General features: G+C 47.3%; 26 protein-coding genes and 1 tRNA gene. 17 read left to right on the plus strand and 10 right to left on the minus strand.

Features of this window, described 5'->3' with window-relative positions; all coding sequences use genetic code 11:
* Positions 1-762: 762 nt before the first annotated feature.
* Together CPZ25_RS15775 and CPZ25_RS15780 are read right to left on the minus strand one after the other, a co-directional pair.
* Complete coding sequence (locus CPZ25_RS15775) at positions 763-1,134, minus strand: hypothetical protein (RefSeq protein WP_133067101.1); 372 nt, start codon at positions 1,132-1,134, stop codon at positions 763-765.
* A 40-nt stretch (positions 1,135-1,174) separates the two neighbouring features.
* Complete coding sequence (locus tag CPZ25_RS15780) at positions 1,175-1,606, minus strand: PBECR3 domain-containing polyvalent protein (protein WP_096920727.1); 432 nt, start codon at positions 1,604-1,606, stop codon at positions 1,175-1,177.
* 171 nt (positions 1,607-1,777) lie between these two features.
* Between CPZ25_RS15780 and CPZ25_RS20555 the strand changes: the two genes are divergently transcribed.
* On the plus strand, positions 1,778-1,933 hold the full coding sequence (locus CPZ25_RS20555; RefSeq protein WP_167495255.1) for a hypothetical protein: 156 nt from the start codon (positions 1,778-1,780) through the stop codon (positions 1,931-1,933).
* A gap of 448 nt (positions 1,934-2,381) precedes the next feature.
* On the opposite strand, the gene trxB (CPZ25_RS15785) is transcribed toward CPZ25_RS20555, so the two are convergent.
* On the minus strand, positions 2,382-3,596 hold the full coding sequence (gene trxB, locus CPZ25_RS15785) for a thioredoxin-disulfide reductase (protein WP_096920728.1): 1,215 nt from the start codon (positions 3,594-3,596) through the stop codon (positions 2,382-2,384).
* 237 nt (positions 3,597-3,833) lie between these two features.
* On the opposite strand from trxB (CPZ25_RS15785), the gene trxB (CPZ25_RS15790) reads away from it, so the two are divergent.
* The 16 genes from trxB (CPZ25_RS15790) to CPZ25_RS15865 all read left to right on the plus strand — a co-directional run bounded on the left by trxB (CPZ25_RS15790) (position 3,834) and on the right by CPZ25_RS15865 (position 17,653).
* Complete coding sequence (trxB, locus tag CPZ25_RS15790; protein WP_096920729.1) at positions 3,834-4,769, plus strand: thioredoxin-disulfide reductase; 936 nt, start codon at positions 3,834-3,836, stop codon at positions 4,767-4,769.
* A 91-nt stretch (positions 4,770-4,860) separates the two neighbouring features.
* Positions 4,861-5,142: a GNAT family N-acetyltransferase gene (locus CPZ25_RS15795; RefSeq protein ID WP_207670826.1), complete on the plus strand. Its 282-nt coding sequence runs from the start codon at positions 4,861-4,863 to the stop codon at positions 5,140-5,142.
* Positions 5,143-5,304: 162 nt separating this feature from the next.
* Positions 5,305-7,620, plus strand: a complete 2,316-nt coding sequence (gshAB, locus tag CPZ25_RS15800; protein WP_096920730.1) for a bifunctional glutamate--cysteine ligase GshA/glutathione synthetase GshB — start codon at positions 5,305-5,307, stop codon at positions 7,618-7,620.
* Between the two features lie 40 nt (positions 7,621-7,660).
* Positions 7,661-8,401 (plus strand): acyl-[acyl-carrier-protein] thioesterase, encoded by a 741-nt coding sequence (locus tag CPZ25_RS15805; RefSeq protein ID WP_074617806.1) that lies wholly within the window; start codon positions 7,661-7,663, stop codon positions 8,399-8,401.
* Positions 8,402-8,403: 2 nt separating this feature from the next.
* Complete coding sequence (locus tag CPZ25_RS15810; RefSeq protein WP_074617807.1) at positions 8,404-9,255, plus strand: patatin-like phospholipase family protein; 852 nt, start codon at positions 8,404-8,406, stop codon at positions 9,253-9,255.
* Between the two features lie 142 nt (positions 9,256-9,397).
* Positions 9,398-11,275: a 1,4-alpha-glucan branching protein GlgB gene (glgB, locus tag CPZ25_RS15815; RefSeq protein WP_096920731.1), complete on the plus strand. Its 1,878-nt coding sequence runs from the start codon at positions 9,398-9,400 to the stop codon at positions 11,273-11,275.
* Positions 11,276-11,448: 173 nt separating this feature from the next.
* Positions 11,449-12,690, plus strand: a complete 1,242-nt coding sequence (locus CPZ25_RS15820) for a GspE/PulE family protein (protein WP_074617809.1) — start codon at positions 11,449-11,451, stop codon at positions 12,688-12,690.
* A complete protein-coding gene (locus tag CPZ25_RS15825; protein WP_074617810.1) occupies positions 12,662-13,750 on the plus strand; it encodes a type II secretion system F family protein in 1,089 nt (362 codons plus the stop codon). The genes CPZ25_RS15820 and CPZ25_RS15825 overlap by 29 nt, the downstream gene beginning before the upstream one ends.
* 14 nt (positions 13,751-13,764) lie before the next feature.
* Positions 13,765-14,151 (plus strand): competence type IV pilus major pilin ComGC, encoded by a 387-nt coding sequence (locus CPZ25_RS21050; RefSeq protein WP_096920732.1) that lies wholly within the window; start codon positions 13,765-13,767, stop codon positions 14,149-14,151.
* An 8-nt stretch (positions 14,152-14,159) separates the two neighbouring features.
* Positions 14,160-14,627 carry a type II secretion system protein gene (locus tag CPZ25_RS15835; protein ID WP_058695839.1) on the plus strand — a complete coding sequence of 156 codons (468 nt, stop codon included), beginning with the start codon at positions 14,160-14,162 and terminating at the stop codon, positions 14,625-14,627.
* Entirely contained in the window at positions 14,608-14,985 is a 378-nt protein-coding gene (locus CPZ25_RS15840; RefSeq protein WP_096920733.1) for a prepilin-type N-terminal cleavage/methylation domain-containing protein, read from the plus strand. Before CPZ25_RS15835 ends, CPZ25_RS15840 begins: the two co-directional genes overlap by 20 nt.
* On the plus strand, positions 14,963-15,460 hold the full coding sequence (locus CPZ25_RS15845) for a hypothetical protein (protein ID WP_096920734.1): 498 nt from the start codon (positions 14,963-14,965) through the stop codon (positions 15,458-15,460). Before CPZ25_RS15840 ends, CPZ25_RS15845 begins: the two co-directional genes overlap by 23 nt.
* Positions 15,457-15,849: a hypothetical protein gene (locus CPZ25_RS15850; RefSeq protein WP_058695836.1), complete on the plus strand. Its 393-nt coding sequence runs from the start codon at positions 15,457-15,459 to the stop codon at positions 15,847-15,849. The genes CPZ25_RS15845 and CPZ25_RS15850 overlap by 4 nt, the downstream gene beginning before the upstream one ends.
* 80 nt (positions 15,850-15,929) lie before the next feature.
* Entirely contained in the window at positions 15,930-16,646 is a 717-nt protein-coding gene (gene aroD / locus CPZ25_RS15855) for a type I 3-dehydroquinate dehydratase (RefSeq protein WP_096920735.1), read from the plus strand.
* Between the two features lies 1 nt (position 16,647).
* Positions 16,648-17,160 (plus strand): shikimate kinase, encoded by a 513-nt coding sequence (locus CPZ25_RS15860; protein WP_058695834.1) that lies wholly within the window; start codon positions 16,648-16,650, stop codon positions 17,158-17,160.
* Between the two features lie 408 nt (positions 17,161-17,568).
* Positions 17,569-17,653 (plus strand) — tRNA-Leu (locus tag CPZ25_RS15865).
* A 38-nt stretch (positions 17,654-17,691) separates the two neighbouring features.
* Here the strand turns inward: CPZ25_RS15865 and CPZ25_RS15870 are convergent.
* From CPZ25_RS15870 to CPZ25_RS15910, 7 genes are all read right to left on the minus strand, one after another.
* Positions 17,692-19,203 (minus strand): tyrosine-type recombinase/integrase, encoded by a 1,512-nt coding sequence (locus tag CPZ25_RS15870; protein WP_207670827.1) that lies wholly within the window; start codon positions 19,201-19,203, stop codon positions 17,692-17,694.
* Positions 19,204-19,286: 83 nt separating this feature from the next.
* Positions 19,287-19,508, minus strand: coding sequence for a helix-turn-helix domain-containing protein (locus CPZ25_RS15875; protein ID WP_096920737.1), 222 nt, complete (start codon positions 19,506-19,508; stop codon positions 19,287-19,289).
* A 501-nt stretch (positions 19,509-20,009) separates the two neighbouring features.
* The gene (locus CPZ25_RS15880) at positions 20,010-20,432 is read right to left on the minus strand and encodes an RNA polymerase sigma factor (RefSeq protein WP_096920738.1); all 423 of its coding nucleotides are present in this window, start codon (positions 20,430-20,432) and stop codon (positions 20,010-20,012) included.
* A gap of 920 nt (positions 20,433-21,352) precedes the next feature.
* The gene (locus CPZ25_RS15895) at positions 21,353-22,219 is read right to left on the minus strand and encodes an aminoglycoside 6-adenylyltransferase AadE (protein ID WP_001255868.1); all 867 of its coding nucleotides are present in this window, start codon (positions 22,217-22,219) and stop codon (positions 21,353-21,355) included.
* A 156-nt stretch (positions 22,220-22,375) separates the two neighbouring features.
* Positions 22,376-22,615, minus strand: coding sequence for an aspartate/glutamate racemase family protein (locus CPZ25_RS15900; RefSeq protein WP_071585656.1), 240 nt, complete (start codon positions 22,613-22,615; stop codon positions 22,376-22,378).
* Positions 22,612-23,343, minus strand: coding sequence for a class I SAM-dependent methyltransferase (locus CPZ25_RS15905; protein ID WP_096920760.1), 732 nt, complete (start codon positions 23,341-23,343; stop codon positions 22,612-22,614). Before CPZ25_RS15905 ends, CPZ25_RS15900 begins: the two co-directional genes overlap by 4 nt.
* 96 nt (positions 23,344-23,439) lie before the next feature.
* Positions 23,440-23,985 (minus strand): P-loop nucleotide/nucleoside kinase family protein, encoded by a 546-nt coding sequence (locus CPZ25_RS15910; RefSeq protein WP_008655114.1) that lies wholly within the window; start codon positions 23,983-23,985, stop codon positions 23,440-23,442.
* Positions 23,986-24,130 lie beyond the last annotated feature (145 nt).

Here is a 24,130-nt window from a genome sequence, read left to right on the forward strand (position 1 = left end):
CAATAATATAAAAAAGATGAACAATAATTGTAAATTACAAAAGCAGACTTTTCTTGTTATTGGCTGTTAGAAATTGAATACACTTTATCGATAAATAAGTAGTAAAAAAGAAACTATAATGATATTTATACTACATTATTAAGAACCTTTGAAAACACCATTTTACACACCAGTTTTTTCCCAGTAAATTTGTATTTTAGATTTTTTTGAAGCCTTTTATTATAGCGGGTAAAGCTTCGGAGCCCGCATGAATACTACACTATTACACAAGAGAGTATGTAAAAAAACGCTCTTAGTATGCCCATGAGGCCGGAGGTTCAAATCCTCTCACTCCGACCATTTTGTTAGTGTTTTAGCCCTTTTGTGGGCTTTTATTTTTTTATAAAATAACGGCGTACACCAGTTGTACACCAGTTGGAAATCTGGCTCAAAGGTCTGTTTCATAAAAGAGATCAATTTTTGAGGCAGTTCTTTTTTTCTGTCGACGTTCAAGATGCCACATTCTTTGCTGTCAGCTCCTTAGTGATTTTTTTTAACACGGGGTTCCAATGTCTGTAACGAAAACAAGCTTTTCCCCGACGGGTAGCTTTATCATATTTCATTATGTACTCCTATCGTACTGGGAAAAACGGTGTACATTTTCTTCGGTTTGTTATAAGTTACCGAATATGATATAATCAAGGTGCGAAGCCGTTGTACCATTCCGGTATGACAGAGGTCGTTTATGTCTTGTTATGAGGCAGGAGCGGCTTTTTTATTTACTTATGTATGCCGGCTCATCTGATGTTTAATAACGGTTATTTTGTTGTCCGAATATTTTCCGCATCGTTGATCCTTACGATTGTAATCATTGGTTTGGAACGGGCTGTTTCCGGCTAAAACGGCATTATTTTCATTGGAAAGATAAAAGAAGCGTTTTAAAAGGATAAAACAGATCAAACATATTGTTGAGTTTGTCAAAATCGAAAACTGTGACAGCGTGTTGTACGGTTGGGTAAAAAGCGTTATAGGATTAAATTGAACAGTAGAAAATAAAAAGCCGCCTGAAAAATCAGACGGCTTATATACAGCAGATAATCGGCAGGGCGGCGTATCCTGCATCTCAGGTACTCGAAAGAGTGTGTTGGGAGCCATTTCCAACCTCAATTACCTGCTGGTATAATCTATGTACCCTTTATTCTTTTATACTCTCATTATAAGGCTTTTCAAAGAAGGCGTCAAGGTCTAGGGATAAAGAGCAGACAGGTTTAAGTCGACCGCTGTTTAAATGTTTTTTTAGCTTTCCATCACTGATGGCATACAAAGAAGCAATGAACAGATAATCATTTTTCAGATCAAGTTTAATTGCAACCATAATGTTAGCATCATAATGTTTTACAATTTCAATGCTGTTGGGCTCTTTTGGATTTTTACCAATATAATCCGGAAACTCAAGCATTTCAGAAATATGGGGCAAGTAAGCGAGACAATCGGGATGCCTTTTTTCAATATGAACGCGAAGTCCCTTTGACTGGTAAATCGGCCCGCATGGTAAATTGGACTGTGTGACAAGGTTAAATTCTGGCAGATATTCACCTGCTTTTATCATTTTGTTGAAATCAACCATATGCCGCCTCACTTGTTTACAAGAATAAGAACATTATACTAAAAATTACAAAGAAAAGCAAAAGAGGCAAGCGTACGAATTTGGCGTACAATTCAAGGCTGTATGTAGAAGGAGAATGATAAAGCCGCTCAAAAACCATTGAACGGTTTTTTTATTGAGGAGGTGCCAATTATGGCAAAAACCAAAGTCATCACAATCTCTAATCAAAAAGGTGGCGTCGGCAATAAATCGTGGATCGTTTTTAGCCGAATGTGTGAGGAGCTGTGCGACGAGCACGGCGGTGCGAAGCAGCGCGATCCTCGAACGAAGACCATTTTAAAGAGATGACCAGTCATAGCAGTATGGCTGTTTTTTATTTTTTGAAAAGTTTAAGGAAATATGGTATAATATAAAAAGAAACAGGGACACCGGCAACGGCCAGCCCCAATAATTCATTAGATTTGACCGTTAGTGCTCGTGGAAAAGGCTAACGGTCGTTCTTGTTTATGCAGCCTACGATAAACGCAATAAGCGCCAGAATCAGAATCAACTGGTTACTGTCCATAAACGGGCACCCCATTTCCGGGGCAAGATTAACCATGCCAGTGCCACAAGAGCCGGATGCTCCTGTCTGGCTAGTATAGCATATCCTTTCCTTAAAAACAATTTATCGTTAAAGCCTTTGAGGATATAACTTTTTAAAGAGATGACCAGTCATAGGGATATGGCTGTTTTTTTATTTTTTGAGACTTGACAGAAAAACAGCCTCTGCGGTGAAGCGGAGGCTGTTTTGCCATCAGGCTAAGGTGTCTTTATATTCGGGATGCTTGTCATATTCTACCTTTGCAAAGGGACATCTTGGAATAAGCTTCCAGTGATTCTGGCGCGCGGCTTCAACGGTCTGCCGCACCAGCTCTTTCGCAATACCCAGGCCGTTGTAGCTGTTGTCAACGCCCACATGAGTGATGATAAAGGTGTTGTCCGTGGTGGGCTCAAGGTTCAGCTCGCCAACCTCGTAGTTTTCCGGAGTCAGGACAAAGAAACGGTTGGGCTCACTCTTGTAGCGCAGGCTTTTTACCTTATGGTTTCTGCCGCACAGCTGCACAAAGTAGTCCTCAATAAATTTTGAGGCCACCGCGCCGTCAGAGGCCGCGGTGATGATCTGGCGCAGCGGCTTGGTGCGGACATCGCCGACCGCGTAGATGCCTTCCACATTGGTCTGAGTGGTTTCATCAGCTATGATGTAGCCTGCCTCGTCGATATCCACAATGCCCTCGAACAGATCCGTGTTGGGGCGCCGGCCAATGGCGATAAACAGCCCGTCACAGTCTAACTGGGAAACCGCGCCGGTCTCGGTGTTTTCAAGCTTAATACCAGTTAAAAGGTCACCGTAAATGGGTTCCACCACCTGGCTGCTCCAGATAAATTCGATATTTTCGGCCTCATCCAGTGGCGCCAGATAGGTCTTGGTAGCGTTTAGCCGGTTGCGGCGGTGAATGAGGTAAACCTTTTTACAGATTTTGGACAGATACAGGGCATCGGCCACCGCGGAGTTGCCGCCGCCCACAACAGCGACCACTTTATTTTTGAAGAACATGCCGTCACAGGTGGCACAGTAGGCTACGCCGCGTCCACGCAGCTCATCTTCATGGGGAAGGTTGAGGCTTCGCGGGGCGGCGCCGGTGGCGATGATCAGGGCCTTGCACTCATACTCGGCACTGTTTGTCTTGATGCGTTTTGGCTGGCCGCTGGCTTCGATACTGACGACCTCGCCGTATTCGGAGATCACGCCAAAACGTTCCGCGCCCAGCTTCATACGCTCACTCAGCTCATGGCCGTCAATCCCTTCATTAAATCCAGGATAATTATCGACCTGGCTGGTGGTCGCCATCTGCCCGCCCGGCCACATCTTTTCTAAAATCATGGTTTTCAGGTTCGCCCGGGCGCAGTATAGCGCGGCTGTATAGCCTGCAGGTCCGCCGCCCAGTACAATAACGTCAAACATCTTCATTTATGTTGCCCCCTTAGCACAGTGGCCTTTTTGACCAAGGATTAAAACGAATACATCGCTTGGTTTAAAGTCCTTTGATAATTTTCTTCTATTATACCATACATACCCTTTGGGTGCAAAAACAAATCATTCCAGATACGCTATTGACTTTTTCGCCCTAGGCTGTTAAAATAACTGTATAATATGTAATTTATAAAGTTACAGAAAATTGCAGCAACTTCCAAAAGGAGACAAATAATGGAAAATAATAAATACGACGTGATCATATTAGGCGGCGGGCCGGGCGGTTACACAGCGGCACTGTACTGCGCGCGCGCAGGCCTTTCTACAATGGTGCTCGAAAAGATGTGGCCGGGCGGACAGATGGCGACCACCAGCCGGGTCGACAATTACCCGGGATTTGAGGAGGGCGTGGACGGCGTTGAGCTCAGCGGAAAGATGCAGCAGAGCGCCGAACGCTTTGGCGTTGTAACAGAAATCGGCGAGGTGTTATCCATTGATCTGGAGAGACAGCCGAAGGTAATCCGGACGGGCAAGGGCGAGTTTGAGGCAGGGGCCGTTATTTTAGCGACAGGCGCAGCCCCCAGAACACTCGGTATTCCCGGGGAGGATGAGCTCCGCGGCAGAGGGATGGCTTATTGCGCGACCTGTGACGGTATGTTTTACCGCAACCGGACAGTGGTTGTGGTGGGCGGCGGTAACTCCGCGGTGGCGGACGCCCTGTTTTTAGCAAAAATCTGCAAGAAGGTTTATATTGTGCACCGCCGAGATACCCTCAGGGCATCAAAAACATACATGAAGACTTTAGAAAAAACTGAAAACATTGAATTTGTCTGGGATTCCAGAGTGGTCGAGGTGCTTCATGACGACCTGGTAACCGGCGTAAAGGTAGAGAATGTTAAAACCGGCGAGGTGTCAGAGCTTTCCTGCGACGGTGTTTTTGTAGCGGTTGGCCGGACGCCGAACACAGATATGTTCAAGGGCGTTCTGGACCTTGACGCGCAGGGCTACCTGATTGCGGACGAGACAACAAAAACCAATATCCCTGGTGTCTTTGCGGTCGGTGACGTGCGCACTAAGCCCTTGCGCCAGATTGTTACCGCTACGGCTGACGGCGCGGTAGCGTCTAAATATGCTGAGGAATACCTGGCAGAGCTCTGTGCCGATAAATAGACACTCTGGTGGACAGAGAGCAGCAGCAGTGTTTTACCTGACTGTCAGAGGGTATATAGTCTTCAACTGAATTGTGAAAGAAGGCTATAATATGATTGAATATAAAAATGGTGAAAACCGCATCTATGCTGTGACTGATGGAGGAACAGAGGTCGGAGAAATCGAATTTGTGCCGACCGGAGAGAGCATGTTTATTATCTCGCATACAGAAGTGGCAGAAGACATGGGAGGCCTGGGCATTGGAAAAGTACTGGTCGAAAAAGCAGTACAAAAGGCAAGGGATGAAAACAAAAAAATCATTCCGCTGTGTCCCTTTGCGCGGGCGGAGTTTGACAAACACCCTGAATACCGCGAGTTAGAAGCCAACGCATAAAAGCGACATCCCGGTTTGATCTTTATTAAACCGGGATGTCTTTGTTTCGTTTAAGCTTTTTTCAGATTTAAAACTTAACAGAAGTTGGATTCGTCTTCAATATGCATTCAGGTTGATTTGTGGTATAATAACCAATAAAATTTGAATAACCAAGGTGTAAAAATGAACTTAGATATTTTAAAAAATACATTTACAAGCAACGAGCTGCTGACCGGTGATTTTGGTCTGGAACGCGAAGGCTTGCGGGTGACAGCGGCAGGAAAGCTCGCCATGACACCGCATCCGGCGATTTTTGGCAACAAGCTGAAAAACCCTTACATCACAACCGATTTTTCAGAAAGCCAGGTGGAGGTCGTTACACCAGCCTATGACACAGTGCCTAAGACTTACGCGGTGCTTGAAGGGCTTTGCGACATCGTCAACAATGAAATCGGAGACGAGTATTTCTGGCCCCAGTCCATGCCCTGTGACATTCCAGAGGACGGGGACATCCCCATCGCGGTGTATGAGGGCGAAAAGGACGCCGAGGCGGCGATGGCCTACCGGAAAGGGCTGATTGAGCGTTACGGCGGCAAAAAACAGCTGATTTCCGGCATTCATTTCAATTTTTCCTTTACCGAACGTTTTATTGATAAGCTGCACGCTGCCGTCGCGCCGGAGAAGCCGCGCAAGGACTTCAAGGATGGCGTATACCTCAAGCTGGTCCGAAACTATCTGCGCTACCGGTGGCTGGTTATCTACCTTTTAGGCTGCAGCTCGGCCCTGCATAAAAGCTACATTCCCGAATGTGTCAGCCAGATGGAGCCTGTGGGTGATGACTCCTATGTGTTAAAAACTGGCCCATCCTTCAGAAATTCCATCTGCGGCTATAAAAATAAAATCGCCCTTTTCCCAAGCTACCGCACCGTCAGAGAGTATACGGCGGATGTCCAGAACTTTGTGGACAAGGGCCTGATCTCAGCGCCCAAGGAGCTCTATACCCAAATTCGGATGAAGGCAAAGGGTGTGGACAATATTCTAGAATCACTGGAAGAGGATGGCATTAAATACCTTGAAATCCGGACAGTGGACCTGAATGTCTTTGACAAATGCGGCATTGCCGAAAAGGATCTGGTGTTTCTGCACCAGTTTATGCTCTACCTGCTGGTTGAAGAGGAATCAGACGATGCGGACTGGCAGAAGGAGGGGCTTGAAAATGAAGAAAAAGTCGCCTTTTTTGGTCTGGACCCCAACCTTATGATCCGCCAGAACGGCAAAGAGGTCTCTATGACCCGCTGGGCCCTTGAGATTCTCGAAAAAATGCAGAAGATGGATATTGAGCTGGAACTCGGAAACGGCGGTGTGCTGAAGGTAATGACGGACCGTGTTATCCATCCGGAGCATACCTACGCTTACCGGATGGCCGAAATTGTGGAAAAGGAAGGCTATCTAAAGGGGATGATGCGTCTGGCGGAAACCTATAAAAAGGAAAGCCACGACACCCGTTATCTTTTAAAGGGCTTTGATAACTATGAGCTTTCCACCCAGATCCTTATCAAGGAAGCCATCACCCGAGGCGTTCCAGTTGAGGAAATCGACCCTCAGGATAATTTTATCGGCCTTGGCAGGGGAGATAAGAAGACCTATGTCAAGCAGGCGACAAAAACGGAGCTGGACAATTATATCACCGTTCTCGTTATGGAAAATAAGGTGGTTACCAAGAAAATCATGGCGCAAAAGGGCATTCCGGTACCAGCCGGCGAGGAATTCTCAAGCTATGATGAAGCCGCGCGCCGCATTGGCCCCTATGTCGGGAAAAAGGTAGTTATTAAGCCAAAATCCACAAACTATGGGCTGGGAATCTGTATCTTTGACCAGGGAGGCAGCGAGAAGGACCTCCTTGAAGCAGTTGAAATTGCCTTCGAATACGACAAGACTGTCATCATTGAGGAGTTTATCCCGGGACAGGAATACCGCTTCCTGGTGATCGGCGGGGAGGTGGCCGCAGTTCTGAAGCGTGTTCCGGCCAATGTGACCGGCGATGGCGTCCACACCATCACCCAGCTGGTCGATGTTAAAAACAGACATCCCTTCAGAGGCTACGGCTATACTGCGCCCCTTAAAAAAATTGAGCTGGACGAGCAGACCGAGCTTTATTTAAAACAGCAGGAGCTGAAATTTGGCGATGTGCTGCCAGATGGAAAAACAGTCTATCTGCGGGGCAACTCGAACATCAGCACCGGCGGCGACAGCATTGACATGACCGATGAAATGCCGGACTTCTTTAAACGCATTGCCGTGGAGGCCGCGGCATCGGTGAAGGCTGTATTCTGCGGTGTGGATATCATCATTGAGGACTACCGGGACGAGAAATCACCCTTCGGCATCATTGAACTGAATTTTAATCCGAGTACCGATATGCACGCTTACCCTTATCAGGGAACTGAACGGCGCACCGGCGAGTTTATCCTGCGCGCCCTTGGACTCATTGAAAATTAAAGCATTCGGCTAATGTTTAAAGAATAAGGAGACAACAGAAGTGGGAATTATTTACGAGAAAAAACAGAAGATCAACGGCTATGAATGCACCTATAATTATCAGCTGCAGCCGACAGCAGCGTTGAACTACTTTCAGCAGACCAGCCAGGAGCAGAGCGAGCAGCTCGGCGTAGGGCCAGAGGTTCTGGATGAGATGGGCCTGGCCTGGTTCCTGGTAAAATACAAGCTGCAGTTTCATGAATACCCGAAGTTTAACGATGAGGTTATGGTCGAGACGGAGGCCATCGCCTTTGACAAATTCGCCGCCCACCGTCGTTTTGCCATCAAATCTCTGGATGGCAGAATGATGGTGGAGGGCGATACGGAATGGATGCTGCAAAACCGCAGTGAAAATCGTCTGGAGCGGCTGAGCAATGTGCCGGAGCTGGACGTTTACGAAAGCGGCCACGAAAACCATTTTAAGCTTAAACGGGTCGCGAAGGTGGATGAATGGACGGATTCCAAGAATTTTCAGGTTCGTTACCTGGACATTGATTTTAACAGCCACGTCAACCATGTCAAGTATCTGGCGTGGGCGCTGGAGACCCTGCCCCTGGAAAAGGTAAAGGCAGGCGAGATCGAAACCGCGAAAATTATCTACAAAAATCAGGGCTTCTACGGCGACATGATCACCGTGAAATCTGCCGAAATCGCTGAGGACACTTACCGAATGGACATCGAGAACCAGGAGGGAACCCTCCTCTGTCAGATTGAAATGACCATGAGGATAAGGGAGGAATGACGATGAGGTTTGAGAAAACAGCGCTGGTGCTGGAGGGCGGCGGCTTCAGAGGCATTTATTCCTCCGGCGTGCTGGATTATTTTATGGAAAAGTCACTGGAATTTCCTTACATCATCGGTGTTTCCATGGGCGCTATCAACGGCGCCAACTATATTTCTGAGCAGCCGGGCCGCAGCTTTGCCATCGCGGAAACCTTTATGCCGGATAAGCGGTATATGGGGATGGGGAATCTGCTGAAGGAAGGAAATTTTTTCAGCCGCAGCTTTGCCTATAACGAGCTGCCGAGACGTTATAATATTTTTGATATGAAAACCTACTACAGCTCTGACATCGCCTTTTACCTGACTGCTACCGACTGTGAAAGCGGGGAGGCCCGCTATTTTGAAAAGATGGAGGGCGATGTGGCGGAGCTCATTGCCGCGTCCACTTCGCTGCCGTTTATGAGCCAGATGGTGGAAATCGACGGCAGGCCTTACATGGATGGCGGGATTGCGGATTCCGTCCCGGTCCGGCGGGCGCTTTCGGACGGCAACGAGAAAGCCGTCCTGGTACTGACCCGTGAAAAAGGCTACCGGAAGGAGCCCTATGGCCATGAAAGGATGGTGCGCTCCTATTACCGGAAGCACCCGGCCTTTGCCGATGGCATACTAAACCGCCATCTGTTTTACAACGAAACCATGGATCTCATTGACGCGCTGGAGGACGAAGGGAAGATTTACGTGCTGCGGCCAGAAAACCCCATTGAGACAAAGGTGATCGACCGCAACCCAGAGGGCGTTCAGAAGAGCTATAAGACCGGCTATGATCAGGCAAAGGCCGAGTGGGCGGCACTCATGGCCTACCTGGAAAAATAAGAAAAATTGAAGAAAGTTTACAAAGGGCAAAGCCAAAGAGTGTTCTGGCTTTGCCTTTTTTGACACTTCGGGCGTTTTGGCAGTAGACGGGCCGAGGTTTTTCCCATATAATTGTAAGTAATAAACTGGGGAGGACATCATCATGAAAATGCATGATTTTTATATCGGAAAGGCCTTTGACGCCTACGACTACTTTGGTGCGCACCGCATTGAAAAGGCCGGCCGGGAGGGCTTTGTTTTCAGAGTATACGCGCCGGGAGCAGAAGCGGTTACGCTCATCGGGGAGTTTAACGGCTGGCAGGACACCCCCATGAAGCCCCTTGGTACGGGAGGAATCTATGAATGCTTTGTAGAGAATGCAGACGCCGGGATGCTCTATAAATATCGGATTCACCAAATGGACGGGCGTGTGCTGGACCGGGCAGACCCTTATGGCTGCGCTATGGAGCTGCGGCCAAATTCTGCATCGGTTTTAGTGAAGTGGGATTACGTGTTCAAGGACGAGGCATGGCTTAAGAAAAGAGCGAAGCGGCCCCATTATAATGAGCCCATGAGCATTTATGAGATGCATTTTGGCTCCTGGCGGCGTAAGGCGGAGGAGGGTCCAGCGGGCTGGTACAGCTATGAAGAGCTGTGCGGGGAGCTCCTGGATTATGTGCGTGAGCACGGCTTTACCCATGTGGAATTTCTTCCGCTGACAGAGTACCCTGCCGATGAGTCCTGGGGGTATCAGGTGTCGGGCTTTTATAGCGCGACCTCCCGCTACGGTACGCCGGCAGAGCTGCAGTATCTCATCGATACCTTCCACCAGGCTGGGATTGGTGTGATTCTGGATTTTGTCCCCGTACATTTTGCCACCAACGATTATGCCCTGACTCAGTTTGACGGATCAGCACTGTACGAATACCCTGACGCGGATACAGGCTACAGCGAATGGGGTTCCTATAATTTTAATTTTTACCGGGGAGAGGTACGGAGTTTTCTTCAGTCGGCGGCAGCCTTCTGGATCGAGAAATACCATTTTGACGGCCTGCGCATGGATGCCATCAGCAACGCCCTGTACTGGCAGGGAGACGCCGCCCGCGGTGTCAATGAGGGGGCGGTTGAGTTTATCCAGACCATGAATGAGGGCCTGGCGGAGCGTTATCCAGGAGTGCTGCGCATGGCCGAGGATTCCACCAATTTTTTAAAGGTGACAGCGCCTGTGAAATATGGCGGGCTGGGCTTTGATTATAAATGGGATATGGGGTGGATGAATGATACCCTGGATTTTATGAAGATTCACCCGGATGACCGCAAGGACCACATGGGCAGGCTGGCCTTTTCCATGCATTATTTTTATAATGAGCTTTATATGCTGCCCTTTTCCCACGATGAGGTAGTGCATGGGAAAAAAACTATTTTGGATAAAATGAACGGCAGCTATGAAGAAAAGTTTGAGCAGGCGCGTCTTTTGTATCTCTACATGTTTACCCATCCCGGTAAAAAGCTGAACTTCATGGGGAACGAAATGGGGCATTTCAGAGAGTGGGATGAAGCGCGCGAGCTGGACTGGGGACTGCTCAAATACCCTGCCCATCAGGAATTTTCTGATTATTTTTCTGCCCTGAACCAGTTTTACAGGATGTGCCCGGCGCTCTATGAAAATGACTACCACAGCGGATATTTTTCCTTTGTTCCGGTTAAAACAAAGGAAACTGCCGTGCTGGCTTACCGGCGCAGCGCGGGCGAGCAGGAGCTGCTGACAGTGCTTAATTTTGCCGCGAAACCTGTTGAGGAACTGATTCTTGAGATGACAGAAAGCAAAAAAGTTAAAGAAATTTTCAGTACTGGTAATAATAGCAAAAGAATCGCCTATAAGTTAAAAACCCAGAGGGCTGAATTAATGTCCGCACCACATCGTGCCGGCAAATCAAAAAAGGCAGAAAGCCCGGCTTTAAAGCCAGAGCCAGAGCGTTCACATCTACTAAAAATGGCGCTGGAGGGCTTTGAAGGAATTGTTTTTGAGATTGTAAAATAGAAAACAACCAGCAGAAGAAATAATTACTTCTGCTGGTTGTTTTTTAGTTTCAAAAAATAATAAACTATTATGTAATATAATAAAATCGTTGACAAAAAATAGAATGTCCTGTATGATGAGATATAAGCAGTCAAATAATTTAGAAATGATTATAATTTAACAAGAGGGCGAATGTGAAATACAGATTTTGGGGTGGGGAAAAGAAAGCGTCTCCCGGGCAGGAGCGGGATGAGGCTCAGGACAATCGTTTTGTAAAGCTTGTCAACAGCATTATCCGCTTTGCGGTTCAGAAAAAAGCCTCGGATATTCATTTTGAGGTGATGAACCCGGATAAGATGCGGGTCCGTATCCGCATCGACGGTGAGCTGGTCACGACGATGGAGGTTACTGAAAAAGATTATCTTGGTATGATCAGCCGGATAAAGATTTTATCCGGGCTCGATATTTCAGAGAAACGTAGACCACAGGATGGCAGCTTCTGCTTTGAGACAGAGGGAAGGAAGATCGACCTGCGGGTGTCGGTGGTACCGACCGTTTACAGCGAGAAGGCAGTGCTCCGGATTCTGGACGCCCAGACCTTTTTAATCCCGGTGAAAGACCTGGGGCTTTCGTTTGTAAATGAGCAGAAAGTCAGGGGAATGCTCAATCAGGCCAACGGGCTCCTGCTGGTAACCGGTCCGACGGGCTGCGGAAAAACGACAACGCTGTACAGTCTTCTGAAGGAGAAGAATACCCAGGCCCTCAATATCATCACCATCGAGGACCCGGTCGAATTTCACCTGGAGGGTATTAACCAGATACCTGTCAATGAGCGGATTGGCCTTGGGTTTGGCGAGGGGCTGCGGGCCATTTTAAGGCAGGACCCCAATGTTATCATGGTTGGGGAAATCAGGGATGAGGAGACTGCGGCTACTGCTGTGCGCGCGGCCATTACCGGCCATCTGGTCCTGTCAACCCTGCACACCAACGACGCGCTGTCAACCATTACCCGGCTGCTGGATATGGGCGCGGCGGATTATCTGCTATCCACAGCGCTTCGGGGCATTATCGCACAGCGCCTTTTGAGAAAGCTGTGTCCGCACTGCCGGAAAGCCTGTACGGCAACCGAGGCTGAGCGTGCGCTTTTCGCCTTTGAAAAGGAGCAGGCGCTGTACCGTGCGGTGGGCTGTGAAAAATGCCGGCACACCGGCTATCTGGGGAGAAAGGGGATCTTCGAGGTGCTGTGTCTTAACCAGGGGCTGAGGGAGGCCATTCACGCCGGCGCGTCCTATGAGCAGTTCCTTAGCCTTGCGCGTGGCAGCGGGCTGGTTCTGTTTTCGGAAATAGTCCGCAATGAAATTTTAAACGGTGTCACCGATGTGGCAGAAGGGTTGAGGGTAATGAGTTATGGAAGTGATGAAACCGGCATGGCTTAAAGCAGTGTCGTTTAAATCAGGGCGCATCAGGATGCTCGGGCTCTTTTGCAGGCAGATGGCGATTACGCTTTCGGCTGGGGTTTCGATCATCGACGCTCTGGAGCTGTCCGGGAGGGAGCATAAAAACAGCGCCTTCGGGGAGACGGTTTTGCAGGTCAAGGCACTGGTAAAACAGGGGAACAGCCTTTCCGAGGCGCTGCGCCAGTTTCCAAAGGTTTTTCCTGAGCTTATGGTCCAGATGGTGCGCTCGGGTGAAATGAGCGGCTGCATGGATTTAGTTATGGAAAATCTGGGAGTTTACTATGAGGGGCAGGCTGATCTGAGGAGCAGAATCGCCCAGGCGCTATTCTATCCGTCATTGGTGATGGTGGTGGCTGTGGGGGTGGTTATGTACCTTATGGCAGGCGTGCTGCCAGCCTTTGTGGAAATATTTGAGAGTATGGAGGCAGAGTTGCCGCGGACCACCGAACTTCTCATGCGGGCCAGCACAGCGCTGATGTCCGGCGGCGGCTGGATACTGCTGGCGGTTTTACTGCTGCTGGCAGCAGGGCAGCTGGTGGTCAGACAAGAAAGGGGCGCGCTGGCAAGGGATCGTTTATTGCTGCGGCTTTTGTGGATTGGGCCGTTTATCCGGCTGATGGAAGGGGTGCGCTTTGCGGACGCCATGGCCATTATGGTCAACAGCGGCATTGATATGATCAGCGCGCTGGAAATCGCCGGTAAAATTTTGGGAAACCGTGTCATGCGCCATAAAATAAGCGCTGTGCAGGAAGCAGTTAGGCGTGGGGCAGCCTTGTCCGACAGCCTGGCAGAGGCTGGGATCTTTGACCGGCGATTTGTCCAGATGATTCGTATCGGCGAGAGCTCGGGAACCATGGAGCAGGTGCTCATAAAGGTTTCGGCTTATTATAACGGCGAGATCGATCGGAAAATCAAGAAAATGACTGCGCTGCTGGAGCCGGTGGTGCTGCTTGTGGTTGGCGGCCTGGTGTTTTTTATCATGGCGTCAGTTATGCAGCCAGTATTTGAAATCTATTCGGGCTATTCTGAGCTCGTGTAAGTAAGGGGAAAAGGATGAAAAAAATAAAAAGACAGATTATGGAAAAATGCGGTTTTACCCTCATTGAGCTGATCATTGTGCTAGCCATACTGGGAATGCTGGCAGCACTGGCGATTCCTCAGTTTTCAAAGGTGCTGGATAATTCGGGCTTAAAGACAGACCAGGCGAATTTATCCATTGTCCAGACAGCTCTGGAGGTTTATAAGGCGGATAATAACGGCAGCCTGCCAACGCTGGCAGCCGGAGAGGGCAGCGATTTTGACAAGCTGGTCACCGCGCTGAAAAACGCCGAATATCTGAAAACAGATAAAATCGAATCGCAGTCCGGCGGCGTTTTTAACTATAAAAACGGCGAGATCAGCTTCGCGCCGGAATCATCCCCGCCTTCTCCGTCTAGTTGACAGGAAAAATGGCCGGTCAGAGAGGGCACACCCTGATTGAGCTTATCATTACCCTGTCCATTCTGGGCTTTGCCCTGGCGGTGACCGCGGGACTGGGGTATTCGGCGGTTGAGGGAAATGCAAAGCGGGCTGCTGAGGCAGAGTACGAGCAGGTACTTGACGCGGTTTTAAAGAGCCGCGACGCGGCCATGATGTCTGGTGATCGTTACGGCACGTCGGCAAAGCTGTATAAAGACCGGGTGGATATTATAGCGTTTGATCCGGGCAGGCGGGAGATGGTGGTGACACAATCTGTACAGCTCAGGCAGTGCCGGATTACATGGAACCTTGTTCAGAATGAGATTGTTTTCAGTGGGGCTGGCGTGGTCAACCGCGGGGGCACCATCACCTTTTACCACAACGACCGGCCGGAGAAATACCTGATTATACAGCCTGTCACAGGGAGGATTTATTTAAGTGATAAAAATACAGTCTGATATACGGGGCGTAAGCCTTATTGAGGCAGTGGTGGCCATTGCGGTGCTTGGGGTGGGGATTGTGTCCGTCTTTACCATTTACCACACAGTGATTATGGGGGAAAGGGTTTCTGAGGGGATTCTGGAGCAAAGCGTCAATATCAACGGGATTGTAAACGAAATACGCACCGGAATCCCTGCCGGAAGGTCGGAGCAGGAGTTTGAAGAGGAAGTCAGAGCCATTGTAAGAAGGCACCCGGGCTGGCAGGTCGAAACACACCTATCCGAGCGCCTCTCAGGGCTTTACGCGTTACAGCTGAGCTATGATGCGGCTGGCGGAAGAAAGAAGGTTTTTTATGCGAAGGTGGTTTATCCGTAGCAGGGAGGGCTATACGCTGGTGGAGGTGCTGACCGGGCTCTTTATTACATCGATGGTACTGGTGCTGCTCGTCACCTCGCTTCAATTTGGCGGGGAAATGGCTGGAAAAATAACAGGCAAAATGATCCGCGGACAGGAGAGCAGACGGGCTTGCCTGTTTTTGCAGAAGCAGCTCTCGAAATCCAGGGAAATGGTTGTGAAGGATGGCCGGGTGTATTTACAGGATATGGAAAACCCGGACTATTATAATTTTTATACGGTTGAAGCGTCTGGAACCGTCTATCGAAATAAGGTCGATAAGGCGAAGCTGGAGCCCATTAAGACTGGCGGAAAAAGCCAGCTGATCCACAATGTTGTGCGCTTCGAACTCAGGCTTGAGGAAAAAGACGCAGTGCGGCTGATCATAGAATTCATAAAAGAAGAACCGGCAGTGGACGTCCGGTTTTATTATCCTAATGAGGTGTTGTTGAGATGAATCATAAAGGCTATGCGCTCCCCCTTGTATTGATCGTTCTGGCGCTGCTGTTCACTGTGGCGGCGGCATTGCTGGGGCAGATCCGGAATCAGCTGGACGCCAATCAGAATTACCGCGATTACGAAATCTGTATCCTGGTGGTAGAAAATGCATTTGCCGAGGCCGAGGCCGAGCTCAATGCGGATTTTGACTACCGGGGGACAGGCGTCTTGAAAAGCGAGGATAACGGCGGACGCTACAGTATTGAGGTCGTCCCGGTATCCGGGCAGGAGCGGTCTGTGCGGGTAACTGCCGAGGTTAAAAATTATAAAAAGGTCTTTCAGGGAACGGGCAGGATGGACGAAAACACCCGAAAGATCAGTGGAATGAGCTATTATATGGAGAAATAGTGCTGGATACAATGCGTGAAATCATCTATAATAGAGGTAACACGTATCCGTGAATCTAAAATGATTTAGAGGGAAGTAAAATGTTAAGTAAAAACCAATTTGTTACCTGTATTCCGTTAGTATCGGATAATGAAGAGGACCTGTACCGCGAGATTGACGAGGCACTGGCCCAGAAGCCAGATTATCTGGAATGGCGCCGGGATTATTTTCTGGAGGATGACTATGAACAGGAACGGAGAATTTTAAGAAAAATCCGGAACCTGGGCGTAAGCCTTATTTATACCTTCCGCGATGTGAAGGAGGGCGGTTTCCGGCATGTTTTAAACGAGGACCGCTGGAAACATATCGCCAATGCGGCCAAGTCCAACGCGGTTACTTACATTGATGTTGAACTTAACAGCAGCGAGGAATATTTTGAAGCGGTCAGGCAGGTGGTGAAATCCACACAGAGCAGGCTGATGGTTTCCTATCATGACTTTGATAAAACCGGCGCCTATGATGAAATCATTTCTATTCTGGACAGGATGTCGGAAAAGGGAGCGGACGCCTTTAAGCTGGCGCTGTATGCAAGAGATAAAGTCGATTTTAAGACTGCCTCAGCAGCTGGCGGCACCTACAGCCTGAAAACAGACAAGCCCATGATCATGATTTCCATGGGTGAGGAAGGTCGCCTGTCCAGAATTCTGCCGGAAGTGATGGGGGGATGCCTGACCTTTGCTTCAGGCGTCAAAGCGACTGCGCCGGGTCAGATTACGCTGGAGGACATTTTGAAATTGCGGGAGACCCTTGGGCTTTAATATGAGAAAGAAGAACATTGCACTGATTGGCTACATGGGGACAGGGAAAACCACCATCGGAAAACGCCTGGCCAGGAAGCTGGGTCTGACCTTTGTAGACACCGACGCCTATATCGAAAAACAGCAGGGAAAGAAGATATCCCAGATATTTGAGGAAGATGGAGAGCCAGCTTTCAGAAGGATGGAGGAGACCGCACTTAAAGCTCTGATGGAAAATGAGAATCTCCTGATTTCGACCGGCGGCGGGATTGTTTTAAGTGAACAGAACCGAAAGGTATTAAAAGAGCGGACCTTTCTGGTAACTTTAACCGCTTCGCCAGGGGCGATCTACAGCCGGGTGCGGGGAAATACAGACCGTCCGCTGCTTCAGGAGGCTGATCCCTACCAGAAGATTGTGGATATGCTAAGAGCCCGGAAGCCCTATTATGAGATTGGCGATATCATGATACCAACAGATGAATTATCAGAGAAAATTTGTGTTGAACGGATTGTAGAGGCATATCAAAAAAGTTGAAATTTATTTTGATTTTTGTTTGAATTTTAATTTAGAGTATGCTATTATATTAATCGTACTCGCTGTGCGGGTATTATAGTAGCATACTTTTTATTTTATGCGCCGAAGTGATGGAATTGGCATAAGCAGTGAACCCAAATCTTTGATTTGGTGTGAATCGCTTAGTCGGGGACATTGCGGCTGCTGCTATTGAAAATAAGATTCAACTTTTTGTTTTATGCGCCGAAGTGATGGAATTGGCAGACGTGCTGGACTCAAAATCTTGTTCGTCCATTCACAGGCGTTTTTGTAGGACCCTTGGTATTACAGCATATTTTCAACTGAATAACAGCATTTGGTTTTAATATCCCTCCCGCATATCCCTCCAAAATCAGAGATATGCGGGACACAGGGAATTAAAATATAAATGCCGGTGTGGCGGAATTGGCAGACGCACCGCACTCAAAATGCGGCGGAGCAATCCGTGCCGGTTCGAGTCCGGCCACCGGCACCAGAATTTTCAGCCCTGAACTTACAGAGTTCAGGGCTTTTTTATTGCCCGATAGTCTGTACTCTGGTGTTTTGCGGGTAAAATGCGAGAATCGCATTTGCCGACGAAACCTTGCTGCTATAATCAAGGTGGGTGTAAATATTCGATGTCGTTCCGATGTCGCTATGTCCCAGCCACTCCTGGATGTCCCTCAGACTGACACCGTTGGCGTAAAGAAGGCTGGCACAGCTATGGCGGAGATCGTGGAAACGGATTTTTTTCAATCCGTGGTTTTTCAATACAATCTCGAAATGCTGTGTGATGAAGTTTGGTTTGACAAGTTCGCCCATTGCATTTACATAGATATAATCCAGATATTTTTTGCAGTAGGCTGCACCGCATACCTTTTGATTGACAAGCTGCTCTTGTTTCAAGCGCCGCAGCAGTTCTTCAAAGGGTGGGACCAAAGGCAAGGTCCGGTAACTGGACTTCGTTTTCGTTCGGTCCTTCTGTACGGTGATGTTCTTGCCATCCACATTGACTTGCGTAACGGTGTGCTTTATGCTGATTGTCTTTTTTTCAAAGTCAATCGCATCCCATTTCAGTCCGACTACCTCGCTCCGCCGCAATCCGTAAAATGCGGCAAGAATAACACCCAGCTCAATGGGGTCGCCCTTTACAGTCTTGAAAAGGATTTCCAGCTCTTGCTGGTTGTAAATCGTCGCAAGATATTTGTCTTTCCGGGGTCGCTCTACACGGTCAGCGGGGTTCGACTTGATTAGTCCGATCTGGAACGCATACTGCAAGCATTTACGGATGTTGGCGTGGCGATGGATTACGGTATTAGCCGTAAGCCCTTTACCAAGCTCAAATTGATAGTAGTCCTGGATGTGCTTGGGGTGCTTCTCCAGGTCCTGCAAGGTGAGCATTTTGTCTTTGAAGTACGGGACAATGCTTCCCTTGATGGAATTGGCGTAGGATGAATATGTGGTCAGCTCGACGCTGCTTTTCATCATTTCCAGCCATTCCAGAATAAAATCGGTAAAGAGTATGGGAGCTTCATCTGCACACGGGTTGATATGAGCCACAGGGTTTTCCTTCAGCCATGTCAACTCAACGGCGTATTGAAATGCTGCCACGATTATCTCGTGGTATTGCAGCAATTCCTGCGAAGAAGCCTCGTGTTCCTGTCTTTCATAGCGATAAAATGCCTCCAGATCGCGTCCAGACATTTTGAGCAAACCAATAGGATGTTTCTCAAAGAATGGCTCAATCTGACTTCTAACATCGTAGGCATATTCCGCGTATGTACTTGGGCTAAAGGAAAAAGCGTTTTCTTTCAGCCACTTATTCAAAAAAACATGAAACGGCACATCTGCGTTTTCTAGCAGGTTTTCGGGGTTAAATTCTTTTCGGGTCTTGAGCAGCATTGCTTCAGCCCGCTTTTTATTGCCCTTTACGGCAAGTCCTGTGCTGATAGATTTGCTTTTTCGTTTACCGTCAGCACCTTTCCAGCTTAATATCATCTGGAAATATCCATTTTGTTCTCTCAGGTGGCCTGCTACCATCATCATTCCTCCTTTTTGCAGCAGCTATATTCACCCGCTGTTGACAGTATCATCGTACCATCGCCCTGTAAATGTAGCAAGGATGTGAATTAGCTTCGTCTGATGATGTGCAAGTAATTCAATATGTGAAGTTTGGGAATCTTGTAGGTTCGGCCCACGCGGAAATGTTCAATGCTGTTTTCCTGCAACAATCGGTAGGCGGACTTCTCGCTGATCCCCAGCATTTTACTCATTTGCGCGACGCTGACAATATCGGGATAGTTTGAAAAAACCATGCTGTAAGCGTCTTTTTGAGATATTGACATACTCATAATCAACACCTCCTCAGCGTGGAGAATGTCAAAATAGAAAAGCAGCCGCACCGATAAAGTAGAGGGTATATGCTAACCTACAAGTCGGTACGGCTGCTGTATTATAATTTGATTTCAATTCGTCACATTTGCCACGCACCCCTGACGATGGGAACATTCCTGGTCTCCGCTGGCGCGGCTGTCATAACTCCGCAGCGTCGTTTTTCTCGTGCGCCGCAGGGTTCCCCCCAAGTCTTTAGGAGGCCGTGAGGAAGTATCTTTAAGCCCCCATGCAGTCATCGCGCCCCAAAGTGCCAACTCCAGGTTTCAGGCTTGCGTTGATCGCTCAGGACAGCCTGTTCATCACCTCCTTGGCTTGTCCTTCTTGGCGGCGCGCCTGATTCGCTCATACATGGGTTATGTACCAGAAATGCCGTCTATTCGGTTGTCAATGTGCTAACGAAGGTGAAGATTGTCCTTCTAATAGTAGTGAAGAAAACGGCGTTTTTTTGGCCATGTAAATTAAACTTTCTCAATTTTTTTTGCCAGATGCTTTAAGCCGCGCTTAAGGCTCTTATAGACCCAGCTCGGATCAATACTTTCGGCTTGTGCAATTTCCTTGACGGTCATACCCAGGTAGAACCGGGCGTAGATCCACTTGGCCTGCTTGTCCGGTAGCTCCATCACCGCAGCATAGAGCTGATCGCGGAGCTGTTGGTTCTCCAGGATTTCTTCCGGGGTCGGCGGGCGCTGCACAATAGCCTTCTCAATGCCGTTGTCACAGTCCAGAGAGTATTGCGCTTTGTAATTATACATCTGCCGCAGGTAGAGTGCTTCGGCTCGTTTATCGGCCAGTAATACCGCTTGTACTTCATCGGTCACATCCAAAAAAGTGTCTGTTTTATAAACATCGGGATAAAGCTCCCGAAGATTAATCTTCTGCATTATGTACCTCCATTTCGGTTCACGGGGTCAATTGCCAGGTGAGCCGAAACGAGGGGGAGAACGACAGCGTGGGATAGTTTCAGGCCAGTCTTGATTTGATTTTTCCCACACAAATGCAAAAGCGCCTGTGTGACAGCACGACACACAGGCGCAATTTTCAATATTATTCTGTATATTCCAACATTTTTCGCAATTATCGACACAATATATTGGAGGAATTAGGTGACTTTTTTTAACTTGTGCTGTTGTTTTTCAAGCAGTTTACGCATAAAACCTCCAATATTTCTACATCTCTGGCTACTCACCTCTTAAACGCCAAAGTTTATGTTATATTTCTATTTAGGTCAGTTTACAAGGAACTACACGCAGACCGTGAAACGGGCTGCTGACAACAAACGGCGGTATGCTCCCGGAGAGGGCAGCATACCGCCTGTTTTGTTGTCCGGGGTTTCCAAAGGGGTGCCCCCTTTGGCACACGACTTTGCTTGCAAAGTGTAGTGTGTTATACCTGCTGGCGTGGCTGACGGGGGAAACGGGGTGCGGTGCTTCTTGCGCCCCGTTTGCTCCGGCAGGAAAACAGGCTGAATTTTTGCGAATGGGAATGAGCAAAAAATCGGCCTGTTTTCAGAGAACGGCGGCAGGTATATGAAAGCCCCCGTCCCTCGTCCTACGCTCCGACTTGTGGACAAAGTGTCCCGAAGTTGTGGCCACACTCCCGGAAAAGTAGCAGGACAGCGGGCAACCGTCAAGGCTGAAATGAACGGGGTTACACCCGGCCTTGACCGCCGCCCGCCGCCCCGCTGGATGGGTGGACAAGGCGGCCAATCCCTCAAAGTGCTTGTCCGCGCTCTTTCTGATTTTGAGGTATTCAGTTTTTCAAAATTGAATAATCAAAATAAATTTTTTCGATTGAAAAAATTTTATTTGTTATCATCTTCAATGCCATATTTTTTCTTTTGCCGAATCACATAATTACTGATTTTTTCATCATATAGTGGATACTGGTAATCCAACTGGCATGCCACTTCTGACGAAACCTCCCGGAACAATGCCATACATTGTTCAAAGGATTCCCACATATGGGGATAGGAATCCATATTATAAGTGGACATAAGTCGTTCCCACAATTCCTCTGGGACATATTGCTTCATAAATTTATAGTTTTTTCCCAAACTGAAATGAAATCCCTGTTTGATACCAATCAGCCAGGAAATCATGCGAAGCAATTCTTTTCGTACTATATCATTCATATGGTCAATAGCAAAAAGAATTTCTTTGCGGCATAAGCCCTTTACTACATATGTTGTAGTATTCCAAAATTCATTACAGCAATCGTCAAACATTCTTTGAGTAGGCTTCTGCAAGTGGTAGTCTATATCCGTTGGTATTGGCGGCTTTACGATACGGTTGTCTTTATCCAACAGTAACTTTACCAGTTTATCCCATGTAAAATACTCGTCTATCAGTTCCAGCGGCAGCAAAGTTAAATCTATCTTAACATCATCAGTAAACAGCATTAAATATGAAAATCCCTTTTCTACAGCTGGAAATAATTCCATATCTTCCGGCTTTTGCAGAATCAACCTTTCACCAAATATATCTAGCCATTTATCATCACTTGTGAAGCTGTCCATATCCGTAACAAAAAAAGTAATATCAAAATCCTGAAAATCATCAGGCGGAATATTTGTATTTGTTCTAGATCCTTCCAAAGTAACCATGCGAATGCGTTTGTCTGTTTTTGCAAAATTCAAAACAATATCATAAACTTCCTTTTCTGATCTCATTTTTATCTCCTCCAATTATTGAAATAGGTGTGAAGCCATTTTAGGGCTTTCCCGCCTTGATTACCCTTTAGCAAAGACGGGCGGGGCTGTCAACGGCGGCGCATGAAATGCGCCGTTCATCTTGACCGTTGACTGGCTCGGCTGGCTTTGCTATTTTTATCGAATTGCATATTGGTAAATTGCATTGATATGTACTTGGGTTGTATTCACGATTGGCACATTAACATCTTCGGGCTTTATGGCAAGTGGCAGCTCCGTACAGGCGAGAATGAGTGCATCTACATTTTCTTTTTCAATGTATTTATTTGCCAGTGCAATCATTTTCTCTTTATCACTAGGAATTACTATGCCATTCTCTAAATTGGGGTATATCAGTTTTCCTAATAGAGATATTATTTTTTCGCTATCGCCTTTACAAGTAACATCAGCGGGCGGCGAAGTTCATCTTCCATACCCGGAATATCCATCATCTCTTTAGGCGGTTCTGCTTCCTCTACAACTTTAAGCTCAAACCCATTGTTCAGCAATCCCATTATAATCTGTGTAAGTGTGTGATGTTGTTTTACTACATCACATCCTAAAAAATGTGTATTTCGTTCTCCTGTTATAAAGTAATTATCAATCGCCCAATATTGCGGTTTCCCATCATCTGTATAAATCCAATCCTGCCCAACTCCTGCGGTAAAAACAGGGTGTTCGATATTAAAAAGAAAAATTCCACCTGGTTTTAATGTCCTATACACTTTTTGAAATATTTCCACTATGTCCTCTATATAGTGCAGAGCTAAATTAGATATAACACAATCCCATTCATTTTCTGGATAGTCGTATTCCTCTAATCCGCTAATACGATATTCAATTTGATTTCCTGAATTGCGCTTTTGGGCTTCCTCAATCATTTTCTTACTTAAATCGATCCCTAATATTTTTGTAGCTCCTTGTTCTTCTGCGAACTTGCAGTGCCAGCCATATCCGCACCCCAAGTCAAGAACAGATTTTCCTTCTAACGAAGGAAACAAAGGTTTTAATTGATGCCATTCACCAGCAGCTTTTAACCCCTCTTTACTGCGGGACATCTTTGCATATTCTTCAAAAAACTTCTCATTATCGTATTCATTATTCATAACCTTAACATCTCCTATTTTATCCTTCGGCACCGCCGCCTCCAGGCGGCTCCCCAACTTCATCTGCTCGATAAATGGGAATTGCACCAAAACAATCTAAGACAACAATGCTGCCCTACTTGCGATTTTTTCTTGTACTGCGGAAACAGTTTCTTGAATGGAATAATTGGTCGTATCTACAACATTCGATTCATATATTCCCAGATTGCAAAATTGCTCCCACATTGTTTCTACTAATTCAACATTTGTTTTTCTGTCTAATTTTGAACGTTCCACAGCTCGTTTCATAGTTTCTTCTTTACTGGCTCTTAAAACAATATAGTGTACTTCATAATCTTCTCGAACAAGGGCTCTCCATGGTTCTAAAAACCACGGCCCGACAATTCCATCTACAATTACATCATATCCGCCGCGGGCATAGCGCTTTGCAGCTTCTAAAAAGGCTTCAATGACAACTAAATTTTGTTCGTTGGACTCTGGTAAATGCGGCGGTATTGCTCCTTTGCTTAAATAATGAAAAAAGTCGTCTGTGTGCATATGCACAGATTTATCCATGTTCGATTCTTTTGCGACAATCGACGCAGTTGTTGTCTTTCCTGTTCCCGGCGAACCTGTAATCACAATAATTCTTCCTTGATTCATCTACATTCTCCCTCGCAATTCAGATTTACCGCTCTCTTTCTGATTTTGGAGCGTTTCTTCTCTCAAGATTGAAATGGGCGGGAAGCCATTTTAGGGCTTTCCCGCCTTGATTGCCCATCAGCAAAGACGGGCGGGACTGTCAACG

This window comes from Eubacterium maltosivorans (genome assembly GCF_002441855.2).
Classification (GTDB): domain Bacteria; phylum Bacillota; class Clostridia; order Eubacteriales; family Eubacteriaceae; genus Eubacterium; species Eubacterium maltosivorans.

Excerpts from the sequence above, each read along its gene's own strand:
- CPZ25_RS15775 (WP_133067101.1), bottom strand. The coding sequence starts at position 1,134 with ATGGCTCCCAACACACTCTTTCGAGTACCTGAGATGCAGGATACGCCG.
- CPZ25_RS15780 (WP_096920727.1), bottom strand. The coding sequence starts at position 1,606 with ATGGTTGATTTCAACAAAATGATAAAAGCAGGTGAATATCTGCCAGAA.
- CPZ25_RS20555 (WP_167495255.1), top strand. The coding sequence starts at position 1,778 with ATGGCAAAAACCAAAGTCATCACAATCTCTAATCAAAAAGGTGGCGTC.
- trxB (WP_096920728.1), bottom strand. The coding sequence starts at position 3,596 with ATGAAGATGTTTGACGTTATTGTACTGGGCGGCGGACCTGCAGGCTAT.
- trxB (WP_096920729.1), top strand. The coding sequence starts at position 3,834 with ATGGAAAATAATAAATACGACGTGATCATATTAGGCGGCGGGCCGGGC.
- CPZ25_RS15795 (WP_207670826.1), top strand. The coding sequence starts at position 4,861 with ATGATTGAATATAAAAATGGTGAAAACCGCATCTATGCTGTGACTGAT.
- gshAB (WP_096920730.1), top strand. The coding sequence starts at position 5,305 with ATGAACTTAGATATTTTAAAAAATACATTTACAAGCAACGAGCTGCTG.
- CPZ25_RS15810 (WP_074617807.1), top strand. The coding sequence starts at position 8,404 with ATGAGGTTTGAGAAAACAGCGCTGGTGCTGGAGGGCGGCGGCTTCAGA.
- glgB (WP_096920731.1), top strand. The coding sequence starts at position 9,398 with ATGAAAATGCATGATTTTTATATCGGAAAGGCCTTTGACGCCTACGAC.
- CPZ25_RS15825 (WP_074617810.1), top strand. The coding sequence starts at position 12,662 with ATGGAAGTGATGAAACCGGCATGGCTTAAAGCAGTGTCGTTTAAATCA.
- CPZ25_RS21050 (WP_096920732.1), top strand. The coding sequence starts at position 13,765 with ATGAAAAAAATAAAAAGACAGATTATGGAAAAATGCGGTTTTACCCTC.
- CPZ25_RS15835 (WP_058695839.1), top strand. The coding sequence starts at position 14,160 with ATGGCCGGTCAGAGAGGGCACACCCTGATTGAGCTTATCATTACCCTG.
- CPZ25_RS15845 (WP_096920734.1), top strand. The coding sequence starts at position 14,963 with ATGCGAAGGTGGTTTATCCGTAGCAGGGAGGGCTATACGCTGGTGGAG.
- CPZ25_RS15850 (WP_058695836.1), top strand. The coding sequence starts at position 15,457 with ATGAATCATAAAGGCTATGCGCTCCCCCTTGTATTGATCGTTCTGGCG.
- aroD (WP_096920735.1), top strand. The coding sequence starts at position 15,930 with ATGTTAAGTAAAAACCAATTTGTTACCTGTATTCCGTTAGTATCGGAT.
- CPZ25_RS15860 (WP_058695834.1), top strand. The coding sequence starts at position 16,648 with ATGAGAAAGAAGAACATTGCACTGATTGGCTACATGGGGACAGGGAAA.
- CPZ25_RS15870 (WP_207670827.1), bottom strand. The coding sequence starts at position 19,203 with ATGATGATGGTAGCAGGCCACCTGAGAGAACAAAATGGATATTTCCAG.
- CPZ25_RS15875 (WP_096920737.1), bottom strand. The coding sequence starts at position 19,508 with ATGAGTATGTCAATATCTCAAAAAGACGCTTACAGCATGGTTTTTTCA.
- CPZ25_RS15880 (WP_096920738.1), bottom strand. The coding sequence starts at position 20,432 with ATGCAGAAGATTAATCTTCGGGAGCTTTATCCCGATGTTTATAAAACA.
- CPZ25_RS15895 (WP_001255868.1), bottom strand. The coding sequence starts at position 22,219 with ATGAGATCAGAAAAGGAAGTTTATGATATTGTTTTGAATTTTGCAAAA.
- CPZ25_RS15905 (WP_096920760.1), bottom strand. The coding sequence starts at position 23,343 with ATGAATAATGAATACGATAATGAGAAGTTTTTTGAAGAATATGCAAAG.
- CPZ25_RS15910 (WP_008655114.1), bottom strand. The coding sequence starts at position 23,985 with ATGAATCAAGGAAGAATTATTGTGATTACAGGTTCGCCGGGAACAGGA.